The following is a 21,950-nucleotide window of genomic DNA, read 5'->3' on the forward strand; positions in this document are numbered from 1 at the left end:
GTCGACACCCGGTACCGGACAGGATACGAGGCGGGTCGGCGCCGACCCGAGATTTGCGGCTCCGCGCTGTGTCCGAGGCGCACGACGGCGGTGCCGGTCAGAAGGCTACCCGTCCGCGGGCTCCGCCGGAAGTTTCCCGGCCCGCACCGCCTCGACCAGCTCGGCGTGGTCGGCTTCGGTGCGGTCGGCGTAGCGCACCGCGAAATCGGCCACCGCCTCCTCGAAACGTTCGTCGTCGCCGAGATATCCGGCGGTGGCGCGCGGGTCGAGCGACCGGGTGTGGGCGCGGGCCAGCAGTGCGCCGGCGAGCCTGCCGTAATCGTCGAGATCCTTCGAATCCAGTTCGGCAGGGTCGATTCCGCCCTTGAGGTTGCGGAATTGGCGCACCACGAACGGCAGTTCCCGTTCGGGTTCCCCGGCGGTCGCGGGCACCCGCATGCTCGTCCAGCCGAGCAGGATGTCGGTCTCGGCCTGAACCAGCCTGGCGCCCTGCACGATTCGCTCACCCTCGTGCCGCTGCGGGGCGGGCGCGACGAACGGTGTCAGCGCCGACGGGTTGGCCTGCTTCAGTTGCAGCACAAGCACTTCGCCGTCGTTGCCGTGCAGCAGCGCGACATAGCTGTGCAGGCCCACACTGCCTGTGCCGACGATGCGAAACGCGATGTCGGACACCGAGAATCGTGCTAGCAGACCCTGCCGGGACTCCCGCAGCGTGCCCGCGTAGTTCTCCAGCGCATCGATCGCGGCCTCGGCCACCGCCTCGTCGACATGGGTCAGAATCGGCGGGTCGTTGACGAAACGCTGCTTGCGGATACCGGTTTCGTGATCGTCGAGGTGCTCGGTCCACTTGGCGACCACCTTGGCGCTGGTGTTCTTGCGAGCCTTCTTCGCGGCCTTCTTGAAGTCGTCGAGCAGATCGTCGGCCTTGGCCTTGCCGATCATCGATTCATCGGGCAGGGCGGTCCAGGACTCCATGAACGGCATCTCGGCCAGTGCGGCGATGGTGCGGCGATAGGAGCGCACCGCGTCGCGCGCGGCGTCGCGGCAGTCGTCCTCGCTGGAGCCGCCCTCGCGCCCGGCCAGCACCAGGCTCGCCGCCAGCCGCTCCAGATCCCACTCCCACGGCCCGGCCACGGTTTCGTCGAAGTCGTTGATATCCATCACGATGTCGCCGTGCGGGGTGCCGTAGAGGCCGAAGTTGGCCGCGTGGGCGTCACCACACAGCTGGGCGGTGAGGCCGGTGGCGGGTCCGGCGGCCAGATCAGCGGCCATCAGCCCGGCGGCGCCGCGATAGAAGGTGAACGGCGAGGTGGTCATGCGTCCGATGCGCAGCGGGACCAGATGCGCCAACCGGCCCGCGTTGCTCGCCGCCACGAACGGAAGCACGCCGGGACGATCCGGGGCAGCGGCCTCGCGATCGCGGGCACTGAAGGGCACCTGTTCGCGCAGTGCCGCGCCGCGGGCGCGGGCGTCGTCGGCGCTGACGTGGTTGCGGAGGTCGATTCGACTGCTCATCACCGCGTACGCTACCGACTCCGGCGCCATGTACGGGTGCCCGGTACGGGAGTCGCGGGCCGGCGCCCCGGCCCGGGCCCACGCGCTGCCCGAGGTGCGGGCCGGATGGCGCGTGACGGCGCCGATGCGGTATGCACGGGCTGTGACAAGCGAATCAGGAACGACCGAATCCGGCCGGGGTGCCGAGCGGCAGGTGTTCGGCGGCGTCTTCGCCGACCGCATCCTGACCGTGCCCAACGCGCTGAGCGTGCTGCGGCTGATCGGCGTACCGGTGTTCCTGTGGCTGATGCTGGTCGAACACGCCGACGGGTGGGCCTTCGCGCTGCTGGTCGTCAGCGGCGTCACCGACTTCCTCGACGGCAAACTGGCCCGGCTGCTGGACCAGTCCTCGAAACTGGGCGCCCTGCTCGATCCGTTCGTCGACCGGCTGTATCTGGTGACCACCCTGGCCGCCTTCGTGATCCGCGGGCTGATCCCGTGGTGGGTGGCGGCCCTGCTGATCGGCCGTGACCTGATCCTGACCCTGACGCTGTCGGTGTACCGGCGCCGCGATCTGGACCCGCCGGAGGTCATCTATTTGGGCAAGGCCGCCACCTTCGCGCTGATGTCGGCGCTGCCGTGGCTGCTGGCCGGGCAGATGGACTGGGTGGGCGATGGTTTCGGGCGGGCCTTCGGCGGGGCACTACTGGTCTGGGGCACCGCGGTCTACGTCTGGACCGGGGTTCTCTACACCGGGAAGGCCATCGCCGTAGCACGGGCGATCCCGCGCGGGACCGACCACTGATCCGCGCCCGGGTGGGCGCTCGCTATAGAGTTGCGTGCACCGTGCACAACGAAAGGATGCCTTGTGACCCAGACGCCCGAGGACCTGCGCTACACCGAAGAGCACGAGTGGGTGCGTCGGATCGGCCCCTCCAGGGTCCGGGTCGGCATCACCGACTACGCCCAGTCCCAGCTCGGTGACGTCGTGTTCGTTCAGTTGCCTGCCGTCGACGCCGATGTCGCGGCCGGTGACAGCATCGCGGAGGTCGAATCGACCAAGAGCGTCTCCGACATCTATGCTCCGCTGGACGCGAAAGTTGTTGGGGCGAACCAGGAATTGGAGAACGCACCGGAGACCTTGAACACCGACCCCTACGGTTCGGGGTGGCTGTTCGAGCTCGAGGTGAGCGATGCCGCGGCGCTGGACACCGCACTCGGTGAACTGCTCGATGCCGCAGGTTATCAAGGAGTTATCGGGGCCTGACCCGGCCTTCCCAGTTCTCCCTGCACGGGTCCGCCCCGGCAGGGTACGGTCAATGCCAACGGATGTGCTGCCGGCCGCTGGTGGGTTGTGCGGCCGCGACTCGAGGTCGCGGCGGTCGAGGCAGCAGCTGCCTGCATGATTATCAGGTTCGAGGAGGAGAGAAACGGTGAGCGAGAACAAAGACCCGGGTTACGGGGAGACCGCGGCCGAGACGACGTCGGTCTTCCGCGCGGATTTCCTGAACGAGGTCGACGCGTCACGCTCCGGAGAGGCGACCGGCGAGCAGCCGGTCCAGGGTGTCGAGGGACTGCCCGTCGGCGCGGCCCTGCTGGTGGTCAAGCGCGGTCCGAACGCGGGCTCGCGTTTCCTGCTGGACCAGCCGACCACTTCGGCCGGACGTCACCCCGACAGCGACATCTTCCTCGACGACGTGACCGTCAGCCGCCGTCATGCCGAGTTCCGTCAGGACGAGGATTCCTTCCAGGTGGTCGATGTGGGCAGCCTCAACGGCACCTACGTCAACCGCGAGCCGGTGGATTCCTCCGAGCTGCAGAACGGTGACGAGGTCCAGATCGGCAAGTTCCGTCTGGTCTTCCTCACCGGCCCGCGCGCCCAGACCTCCGATTCGGCGGCGGGTGCGGGCAGCTTGTGACAGGCGGTGCGCCGGTACACGTGATCGGCGCTCTCACATGAAAGACTCGATGTCATGACGGGCGCGGCGCAGTGGGCTCGCGGAGGCATGTCGATCGGCTCCGTGCTCGACCTGCTGCGGCCGGATTTCCCCGACATCACCATCTCCAAGATTCGTTTCCTGGAGGCGGAGGGGCTGATCCGGCCCGAACGCACGCCGTCGGGCTACCGCAGATTCTCGGTGGCCGACTGCGAGCGGTTGCGTTTCGTGCTCACCGCGCAGCGGGATCAGTACCTGCCGCTGAAGGTGATCAAGGAACAGCTCGAAGCGATCGACAGTGGTGCGGCGACGCTCGGTGTGCGGGAAGCCCGCGCCCGGGCGCACTCCGTGCGCACCGACCCCGACCGTGGCTCCGGCGACGGCGAGCGTGCCGCCGCGGGGGAGCGTGCCGCGGCCCCGCGGCGGCTCGGCGTGGTGCCCGGCGAGATCTCCCCGGATGAGCTGCGCTTCGACCACGAGGTCCGGCTCACCCGCGCCGATCTGCTCGAGCAGGCCGGTATCGATGAGAAATTCCTCAACGACCTGATCCGGGCCAACCTGATCACCCCCGGCGCCGCCGGATTCTTCGACGCCGACGCGGTGACGCTGGCCAAAACCGCACGCGCGATGTCGGAGTTCGGTTTGGAGGCACGGCATCTGCGGGCGTTCAAGCTCGCCGCCGACCGTGAGGCGGCCCTGGTCGCCCAGATCGCCGCGCCCATCGCCAAGAGCCGCGACGCGGGTGCGCGCGCCCGCGCGGAGGAGACCGTGCGCGAGCTGGCGGCGCTGTCGCTGACCCTGCACACCAGCCTGGTGAAGGCCTCGGTGCGGGCCTCCCTCGGCAACTGATCGCTCCGCGTTCGAGTGGTCCCGCGGCGGTGCTCGACGACGGCGCAACGCCGTGAACTCAGCCATCGCGGCACCGTCGGGAATTCGCTTAGACTCGTGTTACGGCGAGCTCGGGTAGGGACACGGCGGGCTGTCGGCGAGTATTGGGAGGCAGTGCGATGAGCGAAATGCGCGTGATCGGCATCCGTGTCGAGCAGCCACAGAACCAGCCCGTGCTGTTGCTCCGGGAAGCGTCCGGTGACCGGTATCTGCCCATCTGGATCGGGCAGGCCGAGGCGACCGCCATCGTGCTCGAGCAGGAGGGCGTCACCCCCATCCGCCCGCTCACCCACGACCTGATCAAGATCTTGATCACCGATCTCGGGCACACCTTGAAAGAGGTCAGGATCGTCGATCTGCAGGAGGGCACCTTCTACGCCGATCTGGTCTTCGACAACGACCTGCGCATCTCCGCGCGCCCGTCGGATTCGGTGGCGATCGCCCTGCGCGTCGGCTGCCCGATCTATGCCGAAGAAGCGGTGCTCGACGAGGCTGGTCTGGTCATGCCGGACGAGCGCGAGGACGAGGTGGAGAAGTTCAAGGAGTTCCTCGAGTCGGTCTCGCCCGACGATTTCAAGGCCACCGACAGCTGAGCGCGGAAACTATTTTTTAGACCTTAAGTACAGGTCGAGACTCTTACCGCGCGTCGCGTTTGGTCGGACGAGACCGCTCCCGAGACAATCGAGAAGAGTAATCTCGATAGTTGGGCCACGTCCGTTTCGGCAGGGTCGCGCCGGGGTACCGGTGCTCGATTCGTGGCTGTGACGGAGCCGGGTCATCGATGAGGCTGAGAACGCGTCGGCGAAACAAGGGAGTGGTCAGTGGCAGAGCATTACCAGGGCGAGGTACAGCCAGGACTGTTCCCGGACGACTCGGTGCCCGACGACCTGGTGGGCTACCGCGTGCCGAGCGCATGCCAGGTGGCCGGGATCACCTACCGGCAGCTCGATTACTGGGCGCGCACCGGTCTGGTCGTGCCGTCGATCCGCGGGGCGGCGGGCTCGGGGAGCCAGCGGCTGTACTCGTTCAAGGACATCCTGGTCCTCAAGATCGTCAAGCGACTATTGGACGCGGGCATCTCGCTGCAGAACATCCGCATCGCGGTCGACCACCTGCGCAGCCGCGGCGTCCAGGACCTGGCCGGCATCACCCTGTTCTCCGACGGCACCTCGGTCTACGAGTGCACCTCGCCCGAGGAGGTCGTCGATTTACTGCAGGGCGGGCAGGGCGTGTTCGGTATCGCGGTCAGCGGTGCCATGCGTGAGCTGACCGGCGCGATCGCCAACTTCCCGGCAGAGCGCGCCACCGCGGCGAGCGACCGACCCGAAGACGAGCTGGCCTACCGCCGAAAAGCGCGGATGAACCGTAAGACGGGGTAGTCCCCGTCCGGTCAGGCCTGTCTGCGCTCGCGGCGCCGACCGTGCCGAACGATGGTCCCGACGCCGGGGATGCGCCGGGACCACCGTGTTCTCGAGCACAGATCAAGATCACAGTGTCGCCGGTCCTGATATCGCCGCTTCCGCCGCGCGAACCGGGAACCCGCAGGTAGGCCACATGGTTTCGGACCGGCTCACGCGTGCGTGGATGCCGGGGCGTGCGTCGTTGGCGCGAGTCGCGGCCGCGCCCACGCGAGCCATGCGGGGGCCGAAATCCCGCCGCGCCGCAGTCGCGGCCTAAAATGGCAGAGCGTCGCCGCCGTGCGGGAGAGTTCCGGGCCTCGAGTCCGGGCGCCGAAGGAGCAGCACCTCCCCGTCAATCTCTCAGGCAACAGGGACCGTACGGGCTTCGGCGCCTCTGGAAAGCGGTGGCTGCGGGCTGCCCGCCCATGGGGAAAGGGGTCCGGCTCCGGCCGTGACCACCGAATCTCTCAGGCGCCACGACAGAGGGGGAGGGCTGGAACCCGTCGACCGCCCGGTCGACCCGCCCGACCTGGGAGTATGCCGTGAGCCGCACCTTCGCCGACCGCCACATCGGACCCGACAGCGCCGAACTCGACCGGATGCTGCCCGTCGTCGGCGTCGACTCGCTCGACGACCTGGCCGCCGCCGCGATTCCCGCCGGGATCCTCGATGGTTCCGCGCTCGCCGGGCTGCCGCCGGCCGCGAGCGAACACGAGGTGCTGGCCGAGCTGGGCGCGCTCGCTCACTCCAATACCGTCGCGACTTCGATGATCGGGCTCGGCTACTACGACACGCTGACCCCGCCGGTGCTGGTGCGCAACCTGCTGGAGAACCCGGCCTGGTACACCGCCTACACCCCGTATCAGCCGGAGATCAGCCAGGGCAGGCTCGAGGCGCTGCTCAACTTCCAGACTATGGTCTCGGATCTGACCGGCATGGAGGTCGCCAACGCGTCCATGCTGGACGAGGCCACCGCCGCCGCCGAGGCGATGACACTGCTGCGCCGCGCCAACCGCTCGGCGTCGGCGCGGCTGCTCATCGATACCGACCTGTTCCCGCAGACCCGCACCATCCTCTACACCCGCGCCGAACCGCTCGGCATCGAGATCGTGGAAGCCGACCTGGCCTCCGGTCAGCTGCCCGACGGCGAGTTCTTCGGGGTGCTGACCCAGGTGCCCGGTGCCTCCGGCCGGATCGTGGACATGGCGCCGATCATCGAGGCCGCGCACGAGCGGGGCGCGCTGGTCGCCGTCGGCGCGGATCTGCTGGCCCTGACCTTGATCACGCCGCCGGGTGAGCAGGGCGCCGATGCCTGCTTCGGCACCACCCAGCGGTTCGGCGTGCCGATGGGCTTCGGCGGCCCGCACGCCGGCTACCTGTCGGTGCACGCCAAGCATGCCCGGCAGTTGCCCGGCCGGCTGGTCGGTGTGTCGGTGGACGCCGATGGCGCGCCCGCCTACCGGCTGGCCCTGCAAACCCGTGAGCAGCACATCCGGCGCGAGAAGGCCACCTCGAACATCTGTACCGCGCAGGTGTTGCTGGCCATCGTCGCCGCCATGTACGCCAGCTATCACGGCGCGGACGGCCTGCGCTCGATCGCGCGACGGGTGCACGGGCACGCGGCGGCGATCGCGGCCGGCCTGGACGGCGCCGTCGTGCACGAGCGGTTCTTCGACACCGTGCTCGCGCATGTGCCCGGCGGCGCGGAAGCCGTGGTGGGCAAGGCGAAGTCGCGCGGCATCAACCTGCGGCTGGTGGACGCCGATCACGTCGGCATCGCCTGCGATGAAGCGACCACCGAGGCCCATGTGGCGGCGGTGCTCGAATCCTTCGGTACCGCACTGCCTTCGGAGAATCCGGGTGCTGAGCCGGTGTCGATCGAGACCCGCACCTCGCCGTTCCTGACCCATCCCGCGTTCACCAGCTACCGCACCGAGACCGCGATGCTGCGCTACCTGCGCAGGCTCTCCGACAAGGACATCGCGTTGGACCGCAGCATGATCCCGCTCGGCTCCTGCACCATGAAGCTGAATGCCACCGCCGAGATGGAGGCGATCACCTGGCCCGGGTTCGCGCGGGTGCACCCGTACGCGCCGGTCGAGGACGCGCCCGGATTGCTGCGCCTGATCGCCGACCTGGAGGGATGGCTGTCGTCGATCACCGGCTACGACTCGGTGAGCCTGCAACCCAATGCCGGTAGCCAGGGCGAATACGCCGGCCTGCTCGCGATTCGCCGCTACCACCTCGATCGCGGCGACACCCACCGCGACACCTGCCTGATCCCGTCCAGCGCGCACGGCACGAACGCGGCCTCGGCCGCCATGGCGGGCCTGCGGGTCGAGGTGGTGGCCTGCCGCGACAACGGTGACGTCGACCTGGACGATCTGCGCGCCAAGATCGCCGACCACGCCGACCGGCTGGCCTGCATCATGATCACCTACCCGTCCACCCACGGGGTGTACGAGCACGAGGTCGCCGAACTGTGCGAGCTGGTGCACGAGGCGGGCGGGCAGGTCTACATCGACGGTGCGAACCTCAACGCGCTGGTGGGGCTGGCGCGGCCGGGACGATTCGGCGGCGACGTCAGCCATTTGAACCTGCACAAGACCTTCTGCATCCCGCACGGCGGCGGCGGTCCCGGCGTCGGGCCGGTGGCGGTGCGCTCGCATCTGGCGCAGTACCTGCCGGGCGATCCGCTGGAGCCGGGTTCGCACGCGGTGTCGGCGGCCAAGTACGGTTCGGCCTCGATTCTGCCCATCACCTGGGCGTACATCCGGATGATGGGCGCCGACGGCCTGCGCCGGGCGACGTTGTCGGCGATCGCGTCGGCCAACTACATCGCCCGCCGGTTGAACGACTACTTCCCGGTGCTCTACACCGGCGAGAACGGCATGGTCGCCCACGAGTGCATTCTGGATCTGCGCGAGATCACCAAGCAGACCGGCGTCACCGTCGATGATGTGGCAAAGCGGTTGGCCGACTACGGTTTCCACGCACCCACCATGAGCTTCCCGGTGGCGGGCACGCTGATGGTCGAGCCGACCGAGAGCGAAGACCTCGCGGAACTGGACGATTTCATCGAGGCGATGATCTCCATCCGCCGCGAGATCGACCAGGTCGGTGCCGGTGTCTGGCCGGTCACCGACAACCCGCTGCGCGGCGCCCCGCATACGGCCGCGAGCCTGGTCGGGGAGTGGGATCACCCCTACAGCCGCGAAATCGCCGTCTACCCGCGCGGCCTCGGCCACGCCCGCGCCAAGGTCTGGCCGCCGGTCCGCCGCATCGACGGCGCCTTCGGCGACCGCAACCTGGTGTGCTCCTGCCCGCCGCTGGACGCCTACACCGACTAACACGCTCGCGCCAACGCCGCCTGATCCCACAAACCGTGGCGGTGTTGGCATTTCAGTGGCAACCCGTGGTCGCCATTCGCGCGCTGCTGCCGCCGCCGCGGGTCCAGCGCACCCAGGTGTTCGGCGACGGCGGTGCTGCCCGCCGCGCTCAGTGGGCTGGAGTTCGTAGGCCGGCTCGTGTCACCGCTCGAGTTCGCCCGGGCCGGCCCGCGGTCTCGCCGACGATCCGTCCGGCGCGTAAATGCTCGTTCACGGCGTCCGGTTTCGAGTAGCGCCGACCGTCCGACGTGCGGTCTACCGGGGAATTTCGGGTAGCACGCTACCCGCGCCACCGGCCATAGCCGACGGCTACCGTCCGAGGTCTCACCCCTGCGCGAACGGATCGGATCATGGACGCTTTCGCCTCATTCACCCACCTCGGCCTGTACCTGATCGACGAGGACACCGGCGGACCGATCGTCCGCCACCCTGTCTTCGCCGAGGTTGTCGTTCGTCACGATCCGGGCTGTCGGTCCGCGGAGCAACCCGACGGCAGCGACGACACCGGGCCCGACGGCGGCGACGACACCGCGGCCGACTGCTCCGACGCGGTGCGCTGGTCGGCACCGCTCGGTGTGCTGTGGACCGACCACGTCGGCTATATCTCCTACGACCTGACCCGGGTGCCCGCGCCGATGTGCGCGCGGCTCGACGCCGAGGTCGCGGTGCGCCGGTTCGGGGAGCTCGCGCGCCGGGCGGCAGCGCAACGCGAGGACGGCGACGGCGGCGGGGAGACCGTCACGATCCGCGCACTTCCCTATGGCGCGACGAGGTGGATCGATGTGCTCTCGCAGGCCCGGTTCACCGAGGGGGCGGTGGTCGGCCGGCTGGTGGTGCGCCGCCCGGACGTGCACCCGCCGCATTACGAGGCAGGCATGGCGTCGATGCAGAACCCCAGTCTCACCGACTGGCATCTCTCGCCGTCGTCGTTCGCCACCAATCCGACCCAGCTGGTCGGCGAGGACGGCTGCGAAAACCTTTATCCCGCAACGCTGTCGCTGCACGAGTTCGTCACCCGGCAGGTGGTTCGGCTCAGCGACGATCCGCCTGGCATCACGATCCCGGCACCGTATCGGCCGGCTTTCATCGATGAGTACAAGGTCACCTGGAGCGCGCTCGGGCATTCGCTCGGCGAGGTGCTCTACAGCCTGCCTCTCGCCCCGGGGGAATCGGTGAAGCTCGCGGTGCTCGACTGGTCCTGGGACAGCCTGGTGAGGCGTGACGAGAGCACGAAGCTGACCGAGGAGATCCTGCACCGGACCCACCGCGACCGCACCATCACCGAGACCGTCCAGGCCGGATTGCGCGAACTCCAGCACGGCTCCACCTTCATGGGCGGGGTCGCGTCCTCGGCGGGCGGCAGCGGCAGCGGCAACGTCGGGCTGGTCGGGCTCGGCGCCGCGGTGGGCAACGCCTGGAGTATGGGCGGTTCGACCGCCACCAGCGACGGCAGCCGCGACCTCACCGCACAGAACGTGCAATTGCTCAGCGACAGCTTCAGTCAGGCCAGTTCGGCTGCGCGCGAGCTGAATTCCACCGTCGTCATCCAGGCCAGGCAGGAGGAGAAGGAAGCCATTCAGACGCGAACCTTCACCAACTACAACCACGCTCATACCCTGACCATCCTGTACTACGAGGTGCTGCGGCACTATCGGGTGACGGTGCAGTTCGTCCGCCGCCGGCCCGCGGTGCTGGTGCAGTATCCGGTTCCCCTCACCGCTTTCGACGGTAACGAATTACTGCGCAGGCGGGCGGTATTGGAGCCGATCCTGCTGGATCCGTCGCTTGCCCCCGGATTCGCGGCGCTGGCGAAACAGGACCAGGTGGCGAAGAACCAGGCGTTGCACGGTGTACCCGCCGGCGCGCTGGACAAGCCGATCCCGCAGTTCTGGGAGGGCGACCTGCGTTTCGCGCTGTTCGAGTTCGGCATCAAGACCGCCGAAGGCCTCCGTGACAAGACCGATGAGCTGGTGATGATCAACCTCATCCTGGTCGACGGGAACTCCACGGTCTCGCGGCCACTGCTCGTGCAGTGGGTCAAGGGCGCGGAGACCGAGAACGCCGATGTCGGTGAGCGCTTCAACGACACCGCGATGGGCTGGTTCATCGCGAAGCCGAAGGCGCCTCTCGGGCCGATTCCCTGGCGCGATCTGGTCGGCTTCGAGTTCGTGCTGCACGACGACGACGAATGGCGGATGGATCGGCTGGCGGTTCGCGGGTTCCATTCCGGTGGCTGGGTCGCCCTGTTGGACGACACCGATGTCGACTACTACTTTCCGCTCAACGGCGCGTCCAATACGGTGACGTTCCTCCGCAAGCCCGGGCCCCGGCCGGCGGATCTGCCGCCGACGTGGTCGCCGGCCAAATCGCTCACGCCCGAGGAGTATCAGGCGACGCAGCGGCTCATCGACCATGTCAGCAGTAACACCGCCTACTACAACCGGGCGATCATGCTGGCCACCCGCACCGCCGATATCAGCGTCGCCTTCGAAACCCTGCCATGGGCCGACGGCAAGGTGCTGGCCGATATGGCGACACCCACCCCGCTCGAGGTGTTCGGCAACCACGTGGCCTATCCGCTCACCGGAGTCGGTACGACGGTGAGCGATCCGCCGCCGGAGTCGCAGAGCGAGCGGCTGATCACGATGCCCACCCGCGGGGTGTTCGCCGAGGGCAAGCTGGGCCATTGCAATGTGGCCGAGGAAATCGACAACACGCGCTTCTGGAAGTGGGAGGAACATCCCATCCCGATCCAGGCACCGGAGATCGCGCCAACGGTCCCGACCACGCCGAATCCCACCCCGACCGATCCGACTCCGACCGCCTTCCCGCAGTCGCTGGTCAACGTCGTCTCACCCAGCCCGGCGCCGGATCCGGTCGGCCTCGCCGCGGCCTTGCAGGTGCTCGGTACCCCGGGGATCTTCCGCGATATGTCCGGCCGCGCCGAAGTGGCCGATCTGCTGAAGAAGCTGTCGGACAACACCATCTCGATTGCCGAGGCGGCCAACCGGGCTCGTGAGATCCAGGCCAAGTACGGCAGCGGCTCCGGCGCCGAGCCGGGACCGGCGATCCCGGCCACGGGTCTGGGTTCGGCGCGCACCACTCCGAGTGATCGGCCCTCCACCACGACGCAGGATCTGCACGATCTCCAGCATGTGCTCGGCAATGCTCAGGCCAAGAACCTGATTTCGCCCGACGACGCGAAGGCCACCTATACCAAGGCCATGCAGGGTGCCTACGATCCGGAATTCGTGCAGGTGGGTACGCGTCGGCCCGGTGGCACGACCGTCGCCGTCACGCCCGCCACCGATGAGCAGCTGGCGCAGGCCGCCGCGGTGGAGTTCTTCGACGCCACCGATGTCGACAACTATTTCCTCGACGTCACCGGCAAGACGTTCGCGGGCTGGTTCAGTTCGACGCTGGCCGGGCGCGGCAGTTGGGGACCGCTGTCGATGTCGATGGACACCGATACGCTGGCGCGCTTCGCCGCGACCTGGAACGCCTTCCCGCCCGTTCTCGGGACCGACCGCGGTGCCGGACTGCCCGGCATCAGCCTGCCCGAATTCGCCACTCTGATGGCGAAGTTCCTGCACGAGACCGGCGGGCGGCTGGAGTTCCGCGGTGCGGAGTCGGTCGGCGGTTACGGCCACCCCGGACTCTCCTACGCGTTCGATTCCTTCGTGATCCACCGGCCCGGAGAGAATCCATTCACCAAGGGGTCCTACAACACACTCGGTGGCAACCACACGGCCTTCACCTGCTTCCACGATCCGATCTACCTCGCGGCGTTCGGAACTCTCGAACCGACGTCGCAGCCGGTGCGCGATCGCACCGAATGGAAGGGCACGACCTGGCCGGCCGGGGTGCCGACAGGGCTGGATGCCTCGACGGCTTTCCTCCAGGAGGCGGATTTCTACAAGTTCCGCGGGCGTGGAGCGATCCAGTCCACCGGCCGCGTGGCCTATCTGCCGATCGTGCAGTTCGTCCGGGCGTACACCGGCGACGATTCCCACATCACGACCGTCAAACAGCGCTGGCAGAATCTGGCGACCACCATGGCCGCCCAGGGCATCACCCTTGCCGCGGATTCCGATGTCGCCACCGCGTCCACCAATGCGGATTGGGACGAGCTGTTCAAGTCCGTGACCATCCAGGCGGTCGCGATCCGCGGGCACAACAACATCCCGGGTAAGCACTATCTGCCGATGTCGAGCACCCCGGCCGTACTTCGTGGAACAGCACGCGGCTCGGCCTATTTCGTGGCGGTCGCGATCGCGGGCAACAATCCTTCCTACGGCAACGACGTGCGCAATCGCATGCTCGAGTTCATCGGCACACTGTGGCGCACGCCGATGTCGCCATCAGCCGGGGGCGGGACGATCGAATTGTGACCACGGCACGGAACTGTGCATCGACAGGGGGAGCCCGGCGGCCAGTGGGCCGGTCTCAGAGGGCTCCCGCGCGGGCGGCGGCGAGGGCGGCGCGGGTGGCGGATTCGGTATCGGCCTCGGTGACCGGCTCGTGTGAGATGAACAGCCGGTAGTAGATCGGGGCGACGGCGAAGCGGATCACGGCGTGTGCGTCGACTGTCGCAGGCAGTTCCCCGCGCCCGATGGCGCGGTGGATCACCTGCGCGGACTGTGCGTGGCGCGCGGTGAAGAAGGCGTTCAATGCTGTAGCCGCCGCGGGGTTTTGCATGGCGGCGGTGATGAACGCGGTGGAGATCGGGCCGGCCTGCGGGTCGGCGAAGCCGGTACGCACCAGTTCGACGATGGCGTGCAGGTCGCCGTCGAGGCTGCCGGTATCCGGGATCGGCCACGGTTCGGTGGCGGCGAGGTCGAGCGCGTCGGCGATCAAGCCTTCCGGGTTGGTCCAGCGCCGGTAGACGGTGGTTTTGTGCACGCCCGAGCGTTTGGCGACGTTCTCGATGGTCAAGCCCGGATAGCCGTGCTCGGCGAGTTCGGCGATGGTGGCTTCACGCACGGCGTCGCGGACCCGTGCGCTCCGCCCGCCCGGCCGCTTCTTGACCTCCAAAGACAACTCCTGTTGCGTTAGATCGCCCATTAACGTAGCTTAAAGCTACACACGTTGCGATTGTAGTGGAATGGCAGCTACGACCGCACGGCGTGACGAGGGAAGTCGAGAAGGGAACTCACGAGCTTTGACCGATACCATCCAGATGATCGACGTACCCGGCGCCCCGTACGGGGTGACGATCGCGGCCGACGGCGCGATCTGGTTCTCTATGGCGACCACCGGTGCCGTCGGCCGCTACCGCGGCGACGTGGTCGACACCTTCCCCCTCGAACCCGCCGACGGGCAGCCGACCGTCATCATCGAGGGCCCGGACGCGGCGATATGGTTCACCGAATTCCGCGGTAACCGGATCGGCCGGATCACCGCCGACGGTGAACGGACGAGCATCCACGCCGACGCGCCATACGGTCTGTGCGTCGGCCCCGACGGGGCAATGTGGTTCACCGAACTCCAGTCCGGCCATATCGCCCGGCTCGGCGCCGATGGCGCGATCGCACGATTCCCGGTGGCGGGCATGCCGTCGATGATCGTCGCGGGACCCGATGGGGCACTGTGGTTCACCCTCAATCAGGCCAATGCGATCGGCCGCAGCACCACCGCCGGCGAGATCACCGTTTACCCGCTTCCCACCGAGGCGGCCAACCCGGTCGGTATCACCGCCGGCCCCGACGGTGCGCTGTGGTTCGTGGAAATCGGCGCCGGTCAGGTCGGCCGCATCAGTACCGACGGCGCCATCGAGGAATTCGCGTTGCCCGATCGCGCCGCCCGCCCGCATGCCATCATCACCGGCCCGGATCAGGCGCTGTGGTTCACTGAATGGGGCGCCGGTCGACTCGGCCGGATCACGACGGACGCACAGATCACCAGTGTTGATCTGCCCGGCGCCGAACCGCACGGTTTGGCCGCCGGTCCGGATGGAATCATCACGGTGGCAATGGAATCCGGTGGTCTGGCACGGATCCCGGTCGACCTGCCGAAGTGACAGGCGGCCCCGGGGTGATCTCGCGGCCGCCGGCGAAGCGCCGGCGGTGTGCGGCAGTGCCGGCCGAAACGGTGCCACAGCACGCGGCGCATCGGCGGCCGGGAGCATCGCGAGAACACCGCTGAGCTCGAATGCGGGCAGCATCGCCACGCCGCCTCGGTCGCCGCGAGCCGGCCCGGCAGCACCACCTGGATGCTCGCCGGGCGCGGCGGCTTCCGATGCCGTTCGGCACCGTCTCGGTATCGGACCCGAGGCATGCGCCATGGCGGATCGCTACGTCGTGGTCAGCGCCTGAACCATTGCCGTACCGAAACTGATGTCGTTGGAGGTCGGCACACGGGTGTACGTGCCGCCGGTGCGTTCGGTGACCGAACGCAACGTATCGGTGCCCTCCCCGCCGATGACGATCACATCCACCCGCACCGGCGTCGCCGGGTCGCCCGCGGCGGTCAGATCGGCGAGCAGTTGCGCGCCGGTGAGCGCGGAATCGTCCTCGGGGCCATCGGTGATGAGCAGCACCGAATTCGTGCGGCCCGTGGTGTATTCGGAGACCGCGGCACGGTAGGCGGCCAGCAGCGCGGGATAGCACTGATCGGCCCGAAGGTCGGAGGGCCGGATGGCGTCGAGCGATTCGGTGACGTCGGTGCGGTGTTCGGCGGCCAGTGGTGCGGTCGCCGCCTGCACCCGGTAGGGCGCATTTCCGTCCAGGTTCTTGCCGAAAGTCCAGACCCCGAGGCCGAAATCGGGCGGCATGACGTTCATGGTCGACCGCAGTGCCCCAAGGGTATTGGTGAGCCGGGTGGTGGAGCCATCGGTGCCGGCCATAGAGGCGGACACGTCGATCAGCACGGTCGCCGAGACCCCGAGCACCGGATCGGCCAGGGTGGCGCCGATCTTGTCGAGCGCGGCGCGCGGCGGCACCGGCGCGGTGACGGCGGGGGCGGCGCCGAAGCCGGCCGCGGCGAATACGGCCGCCTGCTGTGGTGCGCGCAGGTAGTCGGCGAAGACGCCCGCGACCATGTTCTGGGTGGTGTCGACCCAGTGGCCGGTCATCATGGCGGCCGGATAGTCGGCGACGGGCGCGGCGCCTGCGGGAACGAATGCGGTGAGCCCGCCGTGCGCGTTGATTTGCTGCTCGGTAGCGGCCACCGCGTGCAGGGTGGCGGCTGCCGGCGGAGCGGAGGTGAGCGTTCCGAGCGCGCTGCGGGTGTCGGCGGCCTCCGGTGCGCTGGTGGCCAGGGCGGACACGGCCGCGACCACCTGACCGGATCGCGCGGCCTCCTCCGTGAGCGGTTCGGTGCCCGACACCCCGGACGCGACGGCGGTCGCGGCGGCCAGCGTGGCGTCACCGGCAGGCATCGCCATCGCCAGCCCGCCCCACGGCAATTGCAACTCATCGAGCGAACTACGTTGCAGGCGAGGCAGATCCGCCCATGTGGTGCCCGCGCGCTGCATCGCCGCGCCGAGTTCACCGGGAACGGCCAGGGCGATCGGGCTGACCGCCACCGACGCGGGCGTCCCCTGGATCAGCCCTGGCACCCGGACCGATTCGATCTGGCGCATCGACTCCGGGATCCACAGCGCGGGCTGCGGGCCGAGCGCGGGATCCCACGGGGTGTTCCCGGCGAACGCCGCGACCACCGCCGAGGCGGGCTGACCCTGCACCGCCACCGTCACGCAGTGATCGCCGACGATCGGCTGGGTGGCGTTGTAGCGATCGGCGATCGTGCGCACCGGCGCCTCGATCGACGGATCGACGGTGACGTGCAGGACGGTGTCGCCCTCCACGCATTCCGCGGCCGCCGCGCTGCTGTCACTGCTGGAACGGTCTCGTAATTGGAACCAGCCGAACACCGCGCCGACGAGTAAGAGCACAGCCACCACGGCGATAACCGGACCTTTGCTGATGCCCCGGGACCTGGAATGGCTGCGATGTGTACCCACGAGGCACGAGTGTATGCGTGTGTGTGCCGCCACACCCGGGCTGTGGCCCACCGCCGGAGGACGGCGGCGGGCCACCGGATCATTCGCGGATCACCCGTCCGCGATCGAATTCGAGTCCACCCCACACACCGGACTGCCCGGTGCGCTCGGCGAAATCGCCGCAGGCCGCGCGGATCGGGCAGCCCCCGCAGACTTCGCGGGCGTAGGCGAAATCCTGCGACGGGTACGGGAACCACGCCTCATGGTTGGGGTCGCCGCGGCAGGCGGCGCGATGCCACTCCCGGCTGTCCGACAGCGGGAGCAGGTCGGTCAAGGTGGTGACGGTCATGGCGATCCTCTCCTTTCTGCGGATCCGGTCAGGTGGTGGCGGCGAGCTGCTTCCAGATGTGGCGCTGGCGCTTGGCCAGCGGATCGGGGGCCTTCGGCTCCCACAGCAGCCGCATCCCCGCCTCCTCGGGGGTGCGGTCGGCTTTGCTGGTGTTGCATGGCGCGCAGCAGGCGATGAGGTTGGCCCAGGTGTTGGGCCCGCCCCGGCTGCGCGGACGGATGTGGTCGACGGTGCGCGCCCACCCCGCGCAGTACCCGCAGCGGTGCTTGTCGCGGCGCAGCACACCGGCCAGGGTGGCCCGGCTCTCGTCACGCACCTGGGTCACGTGCTCGAGGTAGACGTAGCGCAGCAACCGAATCGTCTCCGGGAGAACGACTTCCAGATGCTTGGAGCGAATCGGGAAACGCGGCTCCCGGTCGGCGATCGACTCGGCGGCACCGCTGAGCAACAGCACCACCGCGCGGTCGGCGGCGATCTCATCGATCGCCTCGTAGCTGGCGTTGAGCACCAGCACCGGGGTGTGTATCCAGTTGTCGGCAGACGGGGCCACCACGGTGGTGGCATGGCGTATCGGCATGGGAATCACCATGTTTCGGCAGAGCGAGAAGGACAGTCGATCAGAGGAATGGGGGAGCGGGGCTGGAGGTCAGCGGCCGTCCTGGAGGCGGCCGGACTCGAGTTCCGCGCTCGCGATGCCGGTCATCGGCCGCGGCTGGATGAATACGACCGGAGCCCACAGTCGCACTGGTTTCTGTGTCGAGTACAAAGCCACCTCCTCCTCTCCTGAGTTCTCACGATCACCGCCGGATGCGGTAGATCATCGTCGAGATCATGGTGGCACACCGGATGTGGTGTTGTCGGGCCATTTTTCGGTGGCCGCGCGCTGCCGATGGCCTCACGCTTGCTGGAGCACTGCCGCGCCGAAGGAGACGTTGAACCGGTCGCACCAGATGGACACGCTGGTCAGCTGGATCAGATCGACCTCGGCCGGGATCGGGTAGTTCTGATTGCCCTTGTTGCCGCGCAGCTTGCCCAGATCGCGGTAGGCGCCGTCGTCGAAGACGCCCCACCCGTCACGTCCGGACAGCACCGGCGCGTCCGACAGCCAGACGTGCAGGTCCGGACCGTCGGAGGTGTCCAGGTTCTCCAGCCGCAGGACCCGGCTGCCGTCGGGGAGCCGCAGCACGACCACGGTGCCGGAGGTGTCGTGCTCATGGGAGATGAGTGCCCCGCGCGCGAGGACCTGCGGCTCGGCGGGGGGCGCACCGGGCGACACCGGCGCGCTGACGGTCGGCGCGGCTTCATCGACGGTGGTGCTGGTGAACAGTCGCCACGGCTGGAAATACGCGAGCCCGATGCCGAGCCCGACGACAATGATCACCGCCAGAACCCAGGTCAGGGGCGAACGGGCGAGTCGTTTCACGACCATCTCCTCGATGTCCGGGGTATGTCCGCTATCGGGCCGAGTTCCAGGACGAGCTCTGTCACCATTCAACTCCACTCCAGGACTCCTGGCATCAACAGCGGTTCATCGCCGCGGTGCTCTACGAAGCCGTTGAATGCGCTGGGGGTCCGTGCCGGCTCGGACGGATCGCAGCTGTGTTCGGCGGGGTTTGCCGAGGCCGTGCGGCGCGACGGTCGCGCCTCCGGAACGGCCCGGCGTGCCGAGATGCCGAGCGCAGGTGCTCGCCCTCACCCCATCGGGCCGTGCCCGAGCAGCACCCGCCCCGTGAAACGGGTCTGCTTGGCTCGCGGCAACGGATGGAACAGGCAACCGTGGATATCGCGGTAGTACATCTCCAGCTCGCAGCCGCGCGAGTAGCCCAGCCCGCCGACGGTTTCGATGGCCAGGCGCACGGTATCGATCAGCGCGTCGGCGGCCACGGTCTTGCGGCTGAGGATCCGGGCCGCGTACTGCTCGGTGGCGGTGAAGGACAGGTCGTCGGACGCGATGAACGTCGCCTCGATCAGATCCTCGGCGGTGGTGTGGGCATTCATCATCTCGCCGGCCAGTTGGATGGTGTGCGGGTCCGGCCTGCCGGAAACCAGCGCGGTGGTGCGGGCCACGGCTGCGTCGGCGATGCCGAGGTAGGCGGACATCACCAGCGGCAGCGCGGCACCGATGACGGTGTTGAGGATCGGCGGCCAGACATCGGCGGGCCGGATCATCGCCACCGCGGCGTCGGGGACGAACACGTCATCGAAGACGATGGTGTGCGAGCCACTGGCGCGCAACCCCAGCGTGTCCCAGGTCTGCTCGATCCGCACCCCGGGCGCGTTCATCGGGATCGCGCAGTGCAGCACCTGCGGTCCGTCGGGAGCGTCGTCCCAGCGGATGCTGGTGACCGCCATCGTTCCGACCTCGCAGCCACTGGCGGGCGCCTTCCGCGCGCTGACCAGGTAGCCGCCGTCGACCCGCTGGGCGCTGCCGTTGGAGCCCACCCAGTCCGAGGCGCCCGTGCTCACCAGGATCGCGCCCGAGACCACCTTGCCGAAGACCGCGCTCGCGTCCATCCCGTGCTTGTGGCGCCACACCTGCGCGGCCACCAGGTGCGAATGCATCGCCAGTGCGACGGCGGTCGACGGGTCGTGGCTGCCGAGCTCGCGCAGGATCGCACCCATCTCGCGGTGGGTGGCGCCGCCGCCGCCGAACTCGACCGGGACCAGCGCCGCGGTGAGCCCGGCGGCGCGCAGTCGATCGAAGGCTTCGGCGGACAGTCGGCCGCTGCGGTCGCGTTCGGTAACGCCGGGTCGCAGCGTTTCGCCGATCTCGCGGGCCCGGGCGATCCAGTCGGTGGTGTCGAGGAGGTCTGTGGTGAGAGTCATGGACGAAGCTACGAGCGTGGTCCGCGTCCGGTTCGATCTGTATGCGCCGCCCTACCTGGGACAGCGCCGGCCGCCCTCGGACCACCGTCGTCATCGGGACGCTGTTTCGGCCGGATCGGGGTGCTGGTCTCGGCGACCCGACGAACGGCCGGCTTGACGGGGGTATCCCTCAGAGGTTGCCGACGATGTGTTCCAGCCGCCGGGCAATGTGCTCACGGGCCTGCTCACGCAGCGCGGGCCGATACCCCGACGGGTACACCGGATCGCCGGGCGCGTAATTCTTCAACACCTCTTTGGCGAGGGTGATCTTGTGCACCTCGGTCGGACCGTCGGCCAGGCCCATCACCTCGGCGTAGTTCATCATGTCGACGAACGGCAGATCCTGGCTGACGCCGATCGCGCCGTGCAGGTGCAGCGCGCGCTGGGCGATATCGTGCATCACCTTCGGCATCGCGACCTTGATCGCGGCAATGTCCTTGCGCACCTTCAGATAATCCTGTTCCTTGTCGATGCGCCAGGCGGTGCGCAGCACCAGCAGCCGGAACTGTTCCATCTCGATCCAGCTGTCGGCGATCCGTTCCTGGGTCATCTGCAAGCTGCCCAGCGGGCGGCCCTTGCGCATCGGGCGCGATACCACGCGTTCGCACATCATGTCGAAGGCTTTGCGCACCAACGCGACCGTGCGCATCGCGTGATGTACCCGTCCGCCGCCGAGCCGGGTCTGCGCCACGATGAAGCCCTGACCCTCCGCGCCGAGCAGATGGTCGGCGGGCACCCGGACATCGGTGAACCGCAGGTGGCCCTCGTGCTCACTGAAACCGTGTACGTGGAAGTTCTTGACGATCTCGAGTCCCGGTGTGTCCGCGGGCACGATGAACATCGACATGCCCTGGTACGGGCTGACATCCGGGTTGGTCACCACCATGACGATGTGGAACGCGGCGAACTGGGCGTTGGAGTTGAACCACTTCTCGCCGTTGATGACCCAGTGGTCGCCGTCGCGCACGGCGCGGGTCGTGAACAGCGTCGGGTCCGAACCGCCGGTGGGTTCGGTCATCACATAACAAGAACCGATCTCGCCCGCCAGCAGCGGTTGGAGGTACTGCTTCTTCTGCTCTTCGGTCCCGTAGTGGGCGAGGATCTCCGCGTTGCCGGAATCGGGCGCTTGGCACCCGAACACCGACGGCGCCCAGACCGATGTGCCGAGCACCTCGTTGAGCAGCGCGAGCTTCATCTGCCCGAACCCGGGCCCGCCCAGCTCGGGGCCCAGATGGCAGGCCCACAGTCCCTGTTCCTTCACCTTCTCCTTCAGCGGGCGCATCAACGCCATCGCCTCGGTGTCGGTGCGGTCGTACGGGTTCGGGTAGATCAGGTCCAGCGGCTCGACCTCGGTGCGGACGAAGTCAGCGGCCCAGTCCAGTTTCGCCTGGTACTCCGGATCGGTCTCGAAATCCCAAGCCATGGTCGGCCTTTCGTCGGCGTCGGCGCTGCGCCCGCGCAACCTCGGGGATCGCGGGTGGTGCGTAGAGCACACTATCCACCGCCGCGGAGCCCAGCAAGGGGCGCCGGGACCTCCGGCTACCCGTCGGTGCGCGGCAAAACGCCCGGTAGGGTCGGGTGGCGGCGGAACATACCGGCCGGTGCCGGTGTTGACCCCGACGCACAGTCGTAGCACTACCGACGGGTAACATGGCTGCGACTTTTCCTACTCGTTTCTCGACAAGT

The 21,950-nt window shown here is 68.4% G+C and carries 17 protein-coding genes and 1 riboswitch; of the genes, 9 read left to right on the plus strand and 8 right to left on the minus strand.

Annotated features, from left to right (window positions below):
- Positions 1-105 precede the first annotated feature (105 nt).
- On the minus strand, positions 106-1,515 hold the full coding sequence (locus FEK34_RS13835) for a DUF2252 domain-containing protein (RefSeq protein ID WP_138448282.1): 1,410 nt from the start codon (positions 1,513-1,515) through the stop codon (positions 106-108).
- Between the two features lie 193 nt (positions 1,516-1,708).
- On the opposite strand from FEK34_RS13835, the gene FEK34_RS13840 reads away from it, so the two are divergent.
- The 8 genes from FEK34_RS13840 to FEK34_RS13875 all read left to right on the plus strand — a co-directional run bounded on the left by FEK34_RS13840 (position 1,709) and on the right by FEK34_RS13875 (position 13,499).
- On the plus strand, positions 1,709-2,299 hold the full coding sequence (locus tag FEK34_RS13840) for a CDP-alcohol phosphatidyltransferase family protein (RefSeq protein WP_138448578.1): 591 nt from the start codon (positions 1,709-1,711) through the stop codon (positions 2,297-2,299).
- 63 nt (positions 2,300-2,362) lie between these two features.
- Complete coding sequence (gcvH, locus tag FEK34_RS13845) at positions 2,363-2,761, plus strand: glycine cleavage system protein GcvH (RefSeq protein ID WP_138448283.1); 399 nt, start codon at positions 2,363-2,365, stop codon at positions 2,759-2,761.
- A gap of 166 nt (positions 2,762-2,927) precedes the next feature.
- The gene (gene odhI / locus FEK34_RS13850; RefSeq protein WP_014350794.1) at positions 2,928-3,413 is read left to right on the plus strand and encodes an oxoglutarate dehydrogenase inhibitor Odhl; all 486 of its coding nucleotides are present in this window, start codon (positions 2,928-2,930) and stop codon (positions 3,411-3,413) included.
- Between the two features lie 54 nt (positions 3,414-3,467).
- Positions 3,468-4,280 (plus strand): transcriptional regulator FtsR, encoded by an 813-nt coding sequence (gene ftsR, locus FEK34_RS13855; RefSeq protein ID WP_138448284.1) that lies wholly within the window; start codon positions 3,468-3,470, stop codon positions 4,278-4,280.
- Between the two features lie 158 nt (positions 4,281-4,438).
- Positions 4,439-4,912, plus strand: a complete 474-nt coding sequence (locus FEK34_RS13860) for a bifunctional nuclease family protein (protein WP_138448285.1) — start codon at positions 4,439-4,441, stop codon at positions 4,910-4,912.
- A 228-nt stretch (positions 4,913-5,140) separates the two neighbouring features.
- Positions 5,141-5,698: a MerR family transcriptional regulator gene (locus FEK34_RS13865; RefSeq protein ID WP_138448286.1), complete on the plus strand. Its 558-nt coding sequence runs from the start codon at positions 5,141-5,143 to the stop codon at positions 5,696-5,698.
- Between the two features lie 311 nt (positions 5,699-6,009).
- A riboswitch (glycine riboswitch) is annotated at positions 6,010-6,106 on the plus strand.
- 212 nt (positions 6,107-6,318) lie between these two features.
- Complete coding sequence (gene gcvP, locus FEK34_RS13870; protein WP_249359240.1) at positions 6,319-9,069, plus strand: aminomethyl-transferring glycine dehydrogenase; 2,751 nt, start codon at positions 6,319-6,321, stop codon at positions 9,067-9,069.
- Positions 9,070-9,458: 389 nt separating this feature from the next.
- Positions 9,459-13,499 carry a hypothetical protein gene (locus tag FEK34_RS13875; protein ID WP_138448288.1) on the plus strand — a complete coding sequence of 1,347 codons (4,041 nt, stop codon included), beginning with the start codon at positions 9,459-9,461 and terminating at the stop codon, positions 13,497-13,499.
- 55 nt (positions 13,500-13,554) lie between these two features.
- On the opposite strand, the gene FEK34_RS13880 is transcribed toward FEK34_RS13875, so the two are convergent.
- Positions 13,555-14,172: a TetR/AcrR family transcriptional regulator gene (locus FEK34_RS13880; RefSeq protein ID WP_249359140.1), complete on the minus strand. Its 618-nt coding sequence runs from the start codon at positions 14,170-14,172 to the stop codon at positions 13,555-13,557.
- Between the two features lie 97 nt (positions 14,173-14,269).
- On the opposite strand from FEK34_RS13880, the gene FEK34_RS13885 reads away from it, so the two are divergent.
- Positions 14,270-15,127 carry a Vgb family protein gene (locus FEK34_RS13885; RefSeq protein WP_212748755.1) on the plus strand — a complete coding sequence of 286 codons (858 nt, stop codon included), beginning with the start codon at positions 14,270-14,272 and terminating at the stop codon, positions 15,125-15,127.
- 273 nt (positions 15,128-15,400) lie between these two features.
- On the opposite strand, the gene FEK34_RS13890 is transcribed toward FEK34_RS13885, so the two are convergent.
- The 6 genes from FEK34_RS13890 to FEK34_RS13915 form a co-directional block, all read right to left on the minus strand.
- On the minus strand, positions 15,401-17,011 hold the full coding sequence (locus FEK34_RS13890) for a VWA domain-containing protein (RefSeq protein ID WP_138448289.1): 1,611 nt from the start codon (positions 17,009-17,011) through the stop codon (positions 15,401-15,403).
- A gap of 139 nt (positions 17,012-17,150) precedes the next feature.
- Positions 17,151-17,399 carry a WhiB family transcriptional regulator gene (locus FEK34_RS13895; protein WP_138448290.1) on the minus strand — a complete coding sequence of 83 codons (249 nt, stop codon included), beginning with the start codon at positions 17,397-17,399 and terminating at the stop codon, positions 17,151-17,153.
- A gap of 28 nt (positions 17,400-17,427) precedes the next feature.
- On the minus strand, positions 17,428-17,976 hold the full coding sequence (locus FEK34_RS13900) for an HNH endonuclease (RefSeq protein WP_138448291.1): 549 nt from the start codon (positions 17,974-17,976) through the stop codon (positions 17,428-17,430).
- Positions 17,977-18,294: 318 nt separating this feature from the next.
- Positions 18,295-18,828, minus strand: coding sequence for a DM13 domain-containing protein (locus FEK34_RS13905; RefSeq protein ID WP_138448292.1), 534 nt, complete (start codon positions 18,826-18,828; stop codon positions 18,295-18,297).
- A gap of 263 nt (positions 18,829-19,091) precedes the next feature.
- On the minus strand, positions 19,092-20,225 hold the full coding sequence (locus FEK34_RS13910) for an acyl-CoA dehydrogenase family protein (protein WP_138448293.1): 1,134 nt from the start codon (positions 20,223-20,225) through the stop codon (positions 19,092-19,094).
- A gap of 169 nt (positions 20,226-20,394) precedes the next feature.
- Entirely contained in the window at positions 20,395-21,687 is a 1,293-nt protein-coding gene (locus FEK34_RS13915; protein WP_138448294.1) for an acyl-CoA dehydrogenase family protein, read from the minus strand.
- Between the last annotated feature and the right edge of the window lie 263 nt (positions 21,688-21,950).

It is taken from the genome of Nocardia cyriacigeorgica (assembly GCF_005863245.1).
GTDB classification, from domain to species: Bacteria; Actinomycetota; Actinomycetes; order Mycobacteriales; family Mycobacteriaceae; genus Nocardia; species Nocardia cyriacigeorgica_C.

Bases quoted from the DNA above. Each gene is read 5' to 3' on its own strand.
- FEK34_RS13835 (WP_138448282.1), bottom strand. From the start codon at position 1,515: ATGAGCAGTCGAATCGACCTCCGCAACCACGTCAGCGCCGACGACGCC.
- ftsR (WP_138448284.1), top strand. From the start codon at position 3,468: ATGACGGGCGCGGCGCAGTGGGCTCGCGGAGGCATGTCGATCGGCTCC.
- FEK34_RS13860 (WP_138448285.1), top strand. From the start codon at position 4,439: ATGAGCGAAATGCGCGTGATCGGCATCCGTGTCGAGCAGCCACAGAAC.
- gcvP (WP_249359240.1), top strand. From the start codon at position 6,319: ATGCTGCCCGTCGTCGGCGTCGACTCGCTCGACGACCTGGCCGCCGCC.
- FEK34_RS13875 (WP_138448288.1), top strand. From the start codon at position 9,459: ATGGACGCTTTCGCCTCATTCACCCACCTCGGCCTGTACCTGATCGAC.
- FEK34_RS13880 (WP_249359140.1), bottom strand. From the start codon at position 14,172: ATGGGCGATCTAACGCAACAGGAGTTGTCTTTGGAGGTCAAGAAGCGG.
- FEK34_RS13895 (WP_138448290.1), bottom strand. From the start codon at position 17,399: ATGACCGTCACCACCTTGACCGACCTGCTCCCGCTGTCGGACAGCCGG.
- FEK34_RS13900 (WP_138448291.1), bottom strand. From the start codon at position 17,976: ATGCCGATACGCCATGCCACCACCGTGGTGGCCCCGTCTGCCGACAAC.
- FEK34_RS13905 (WP_138448292.1), bottom strand. From the start codon at position 18,828: ATGGTCGTGAAACGACTCGCCCGTTCGCCCCTGACCTGGGTTCTGGCG.
- FEK34_RS13910 (WP_138448293.1), bottom strand. From the start codon at position 20,225: ATGACTCTCACCACAGACCTCCTCGACACCACCGACTGGATCGCCCGG.
- FEK34_RS13915 (WP_138448294.1), bottom strand. From the start codon at position 21,687: ATGGCTTGGGATTTCGAGACCGATCCGGAGTACCAGGCGAAACTGGAC.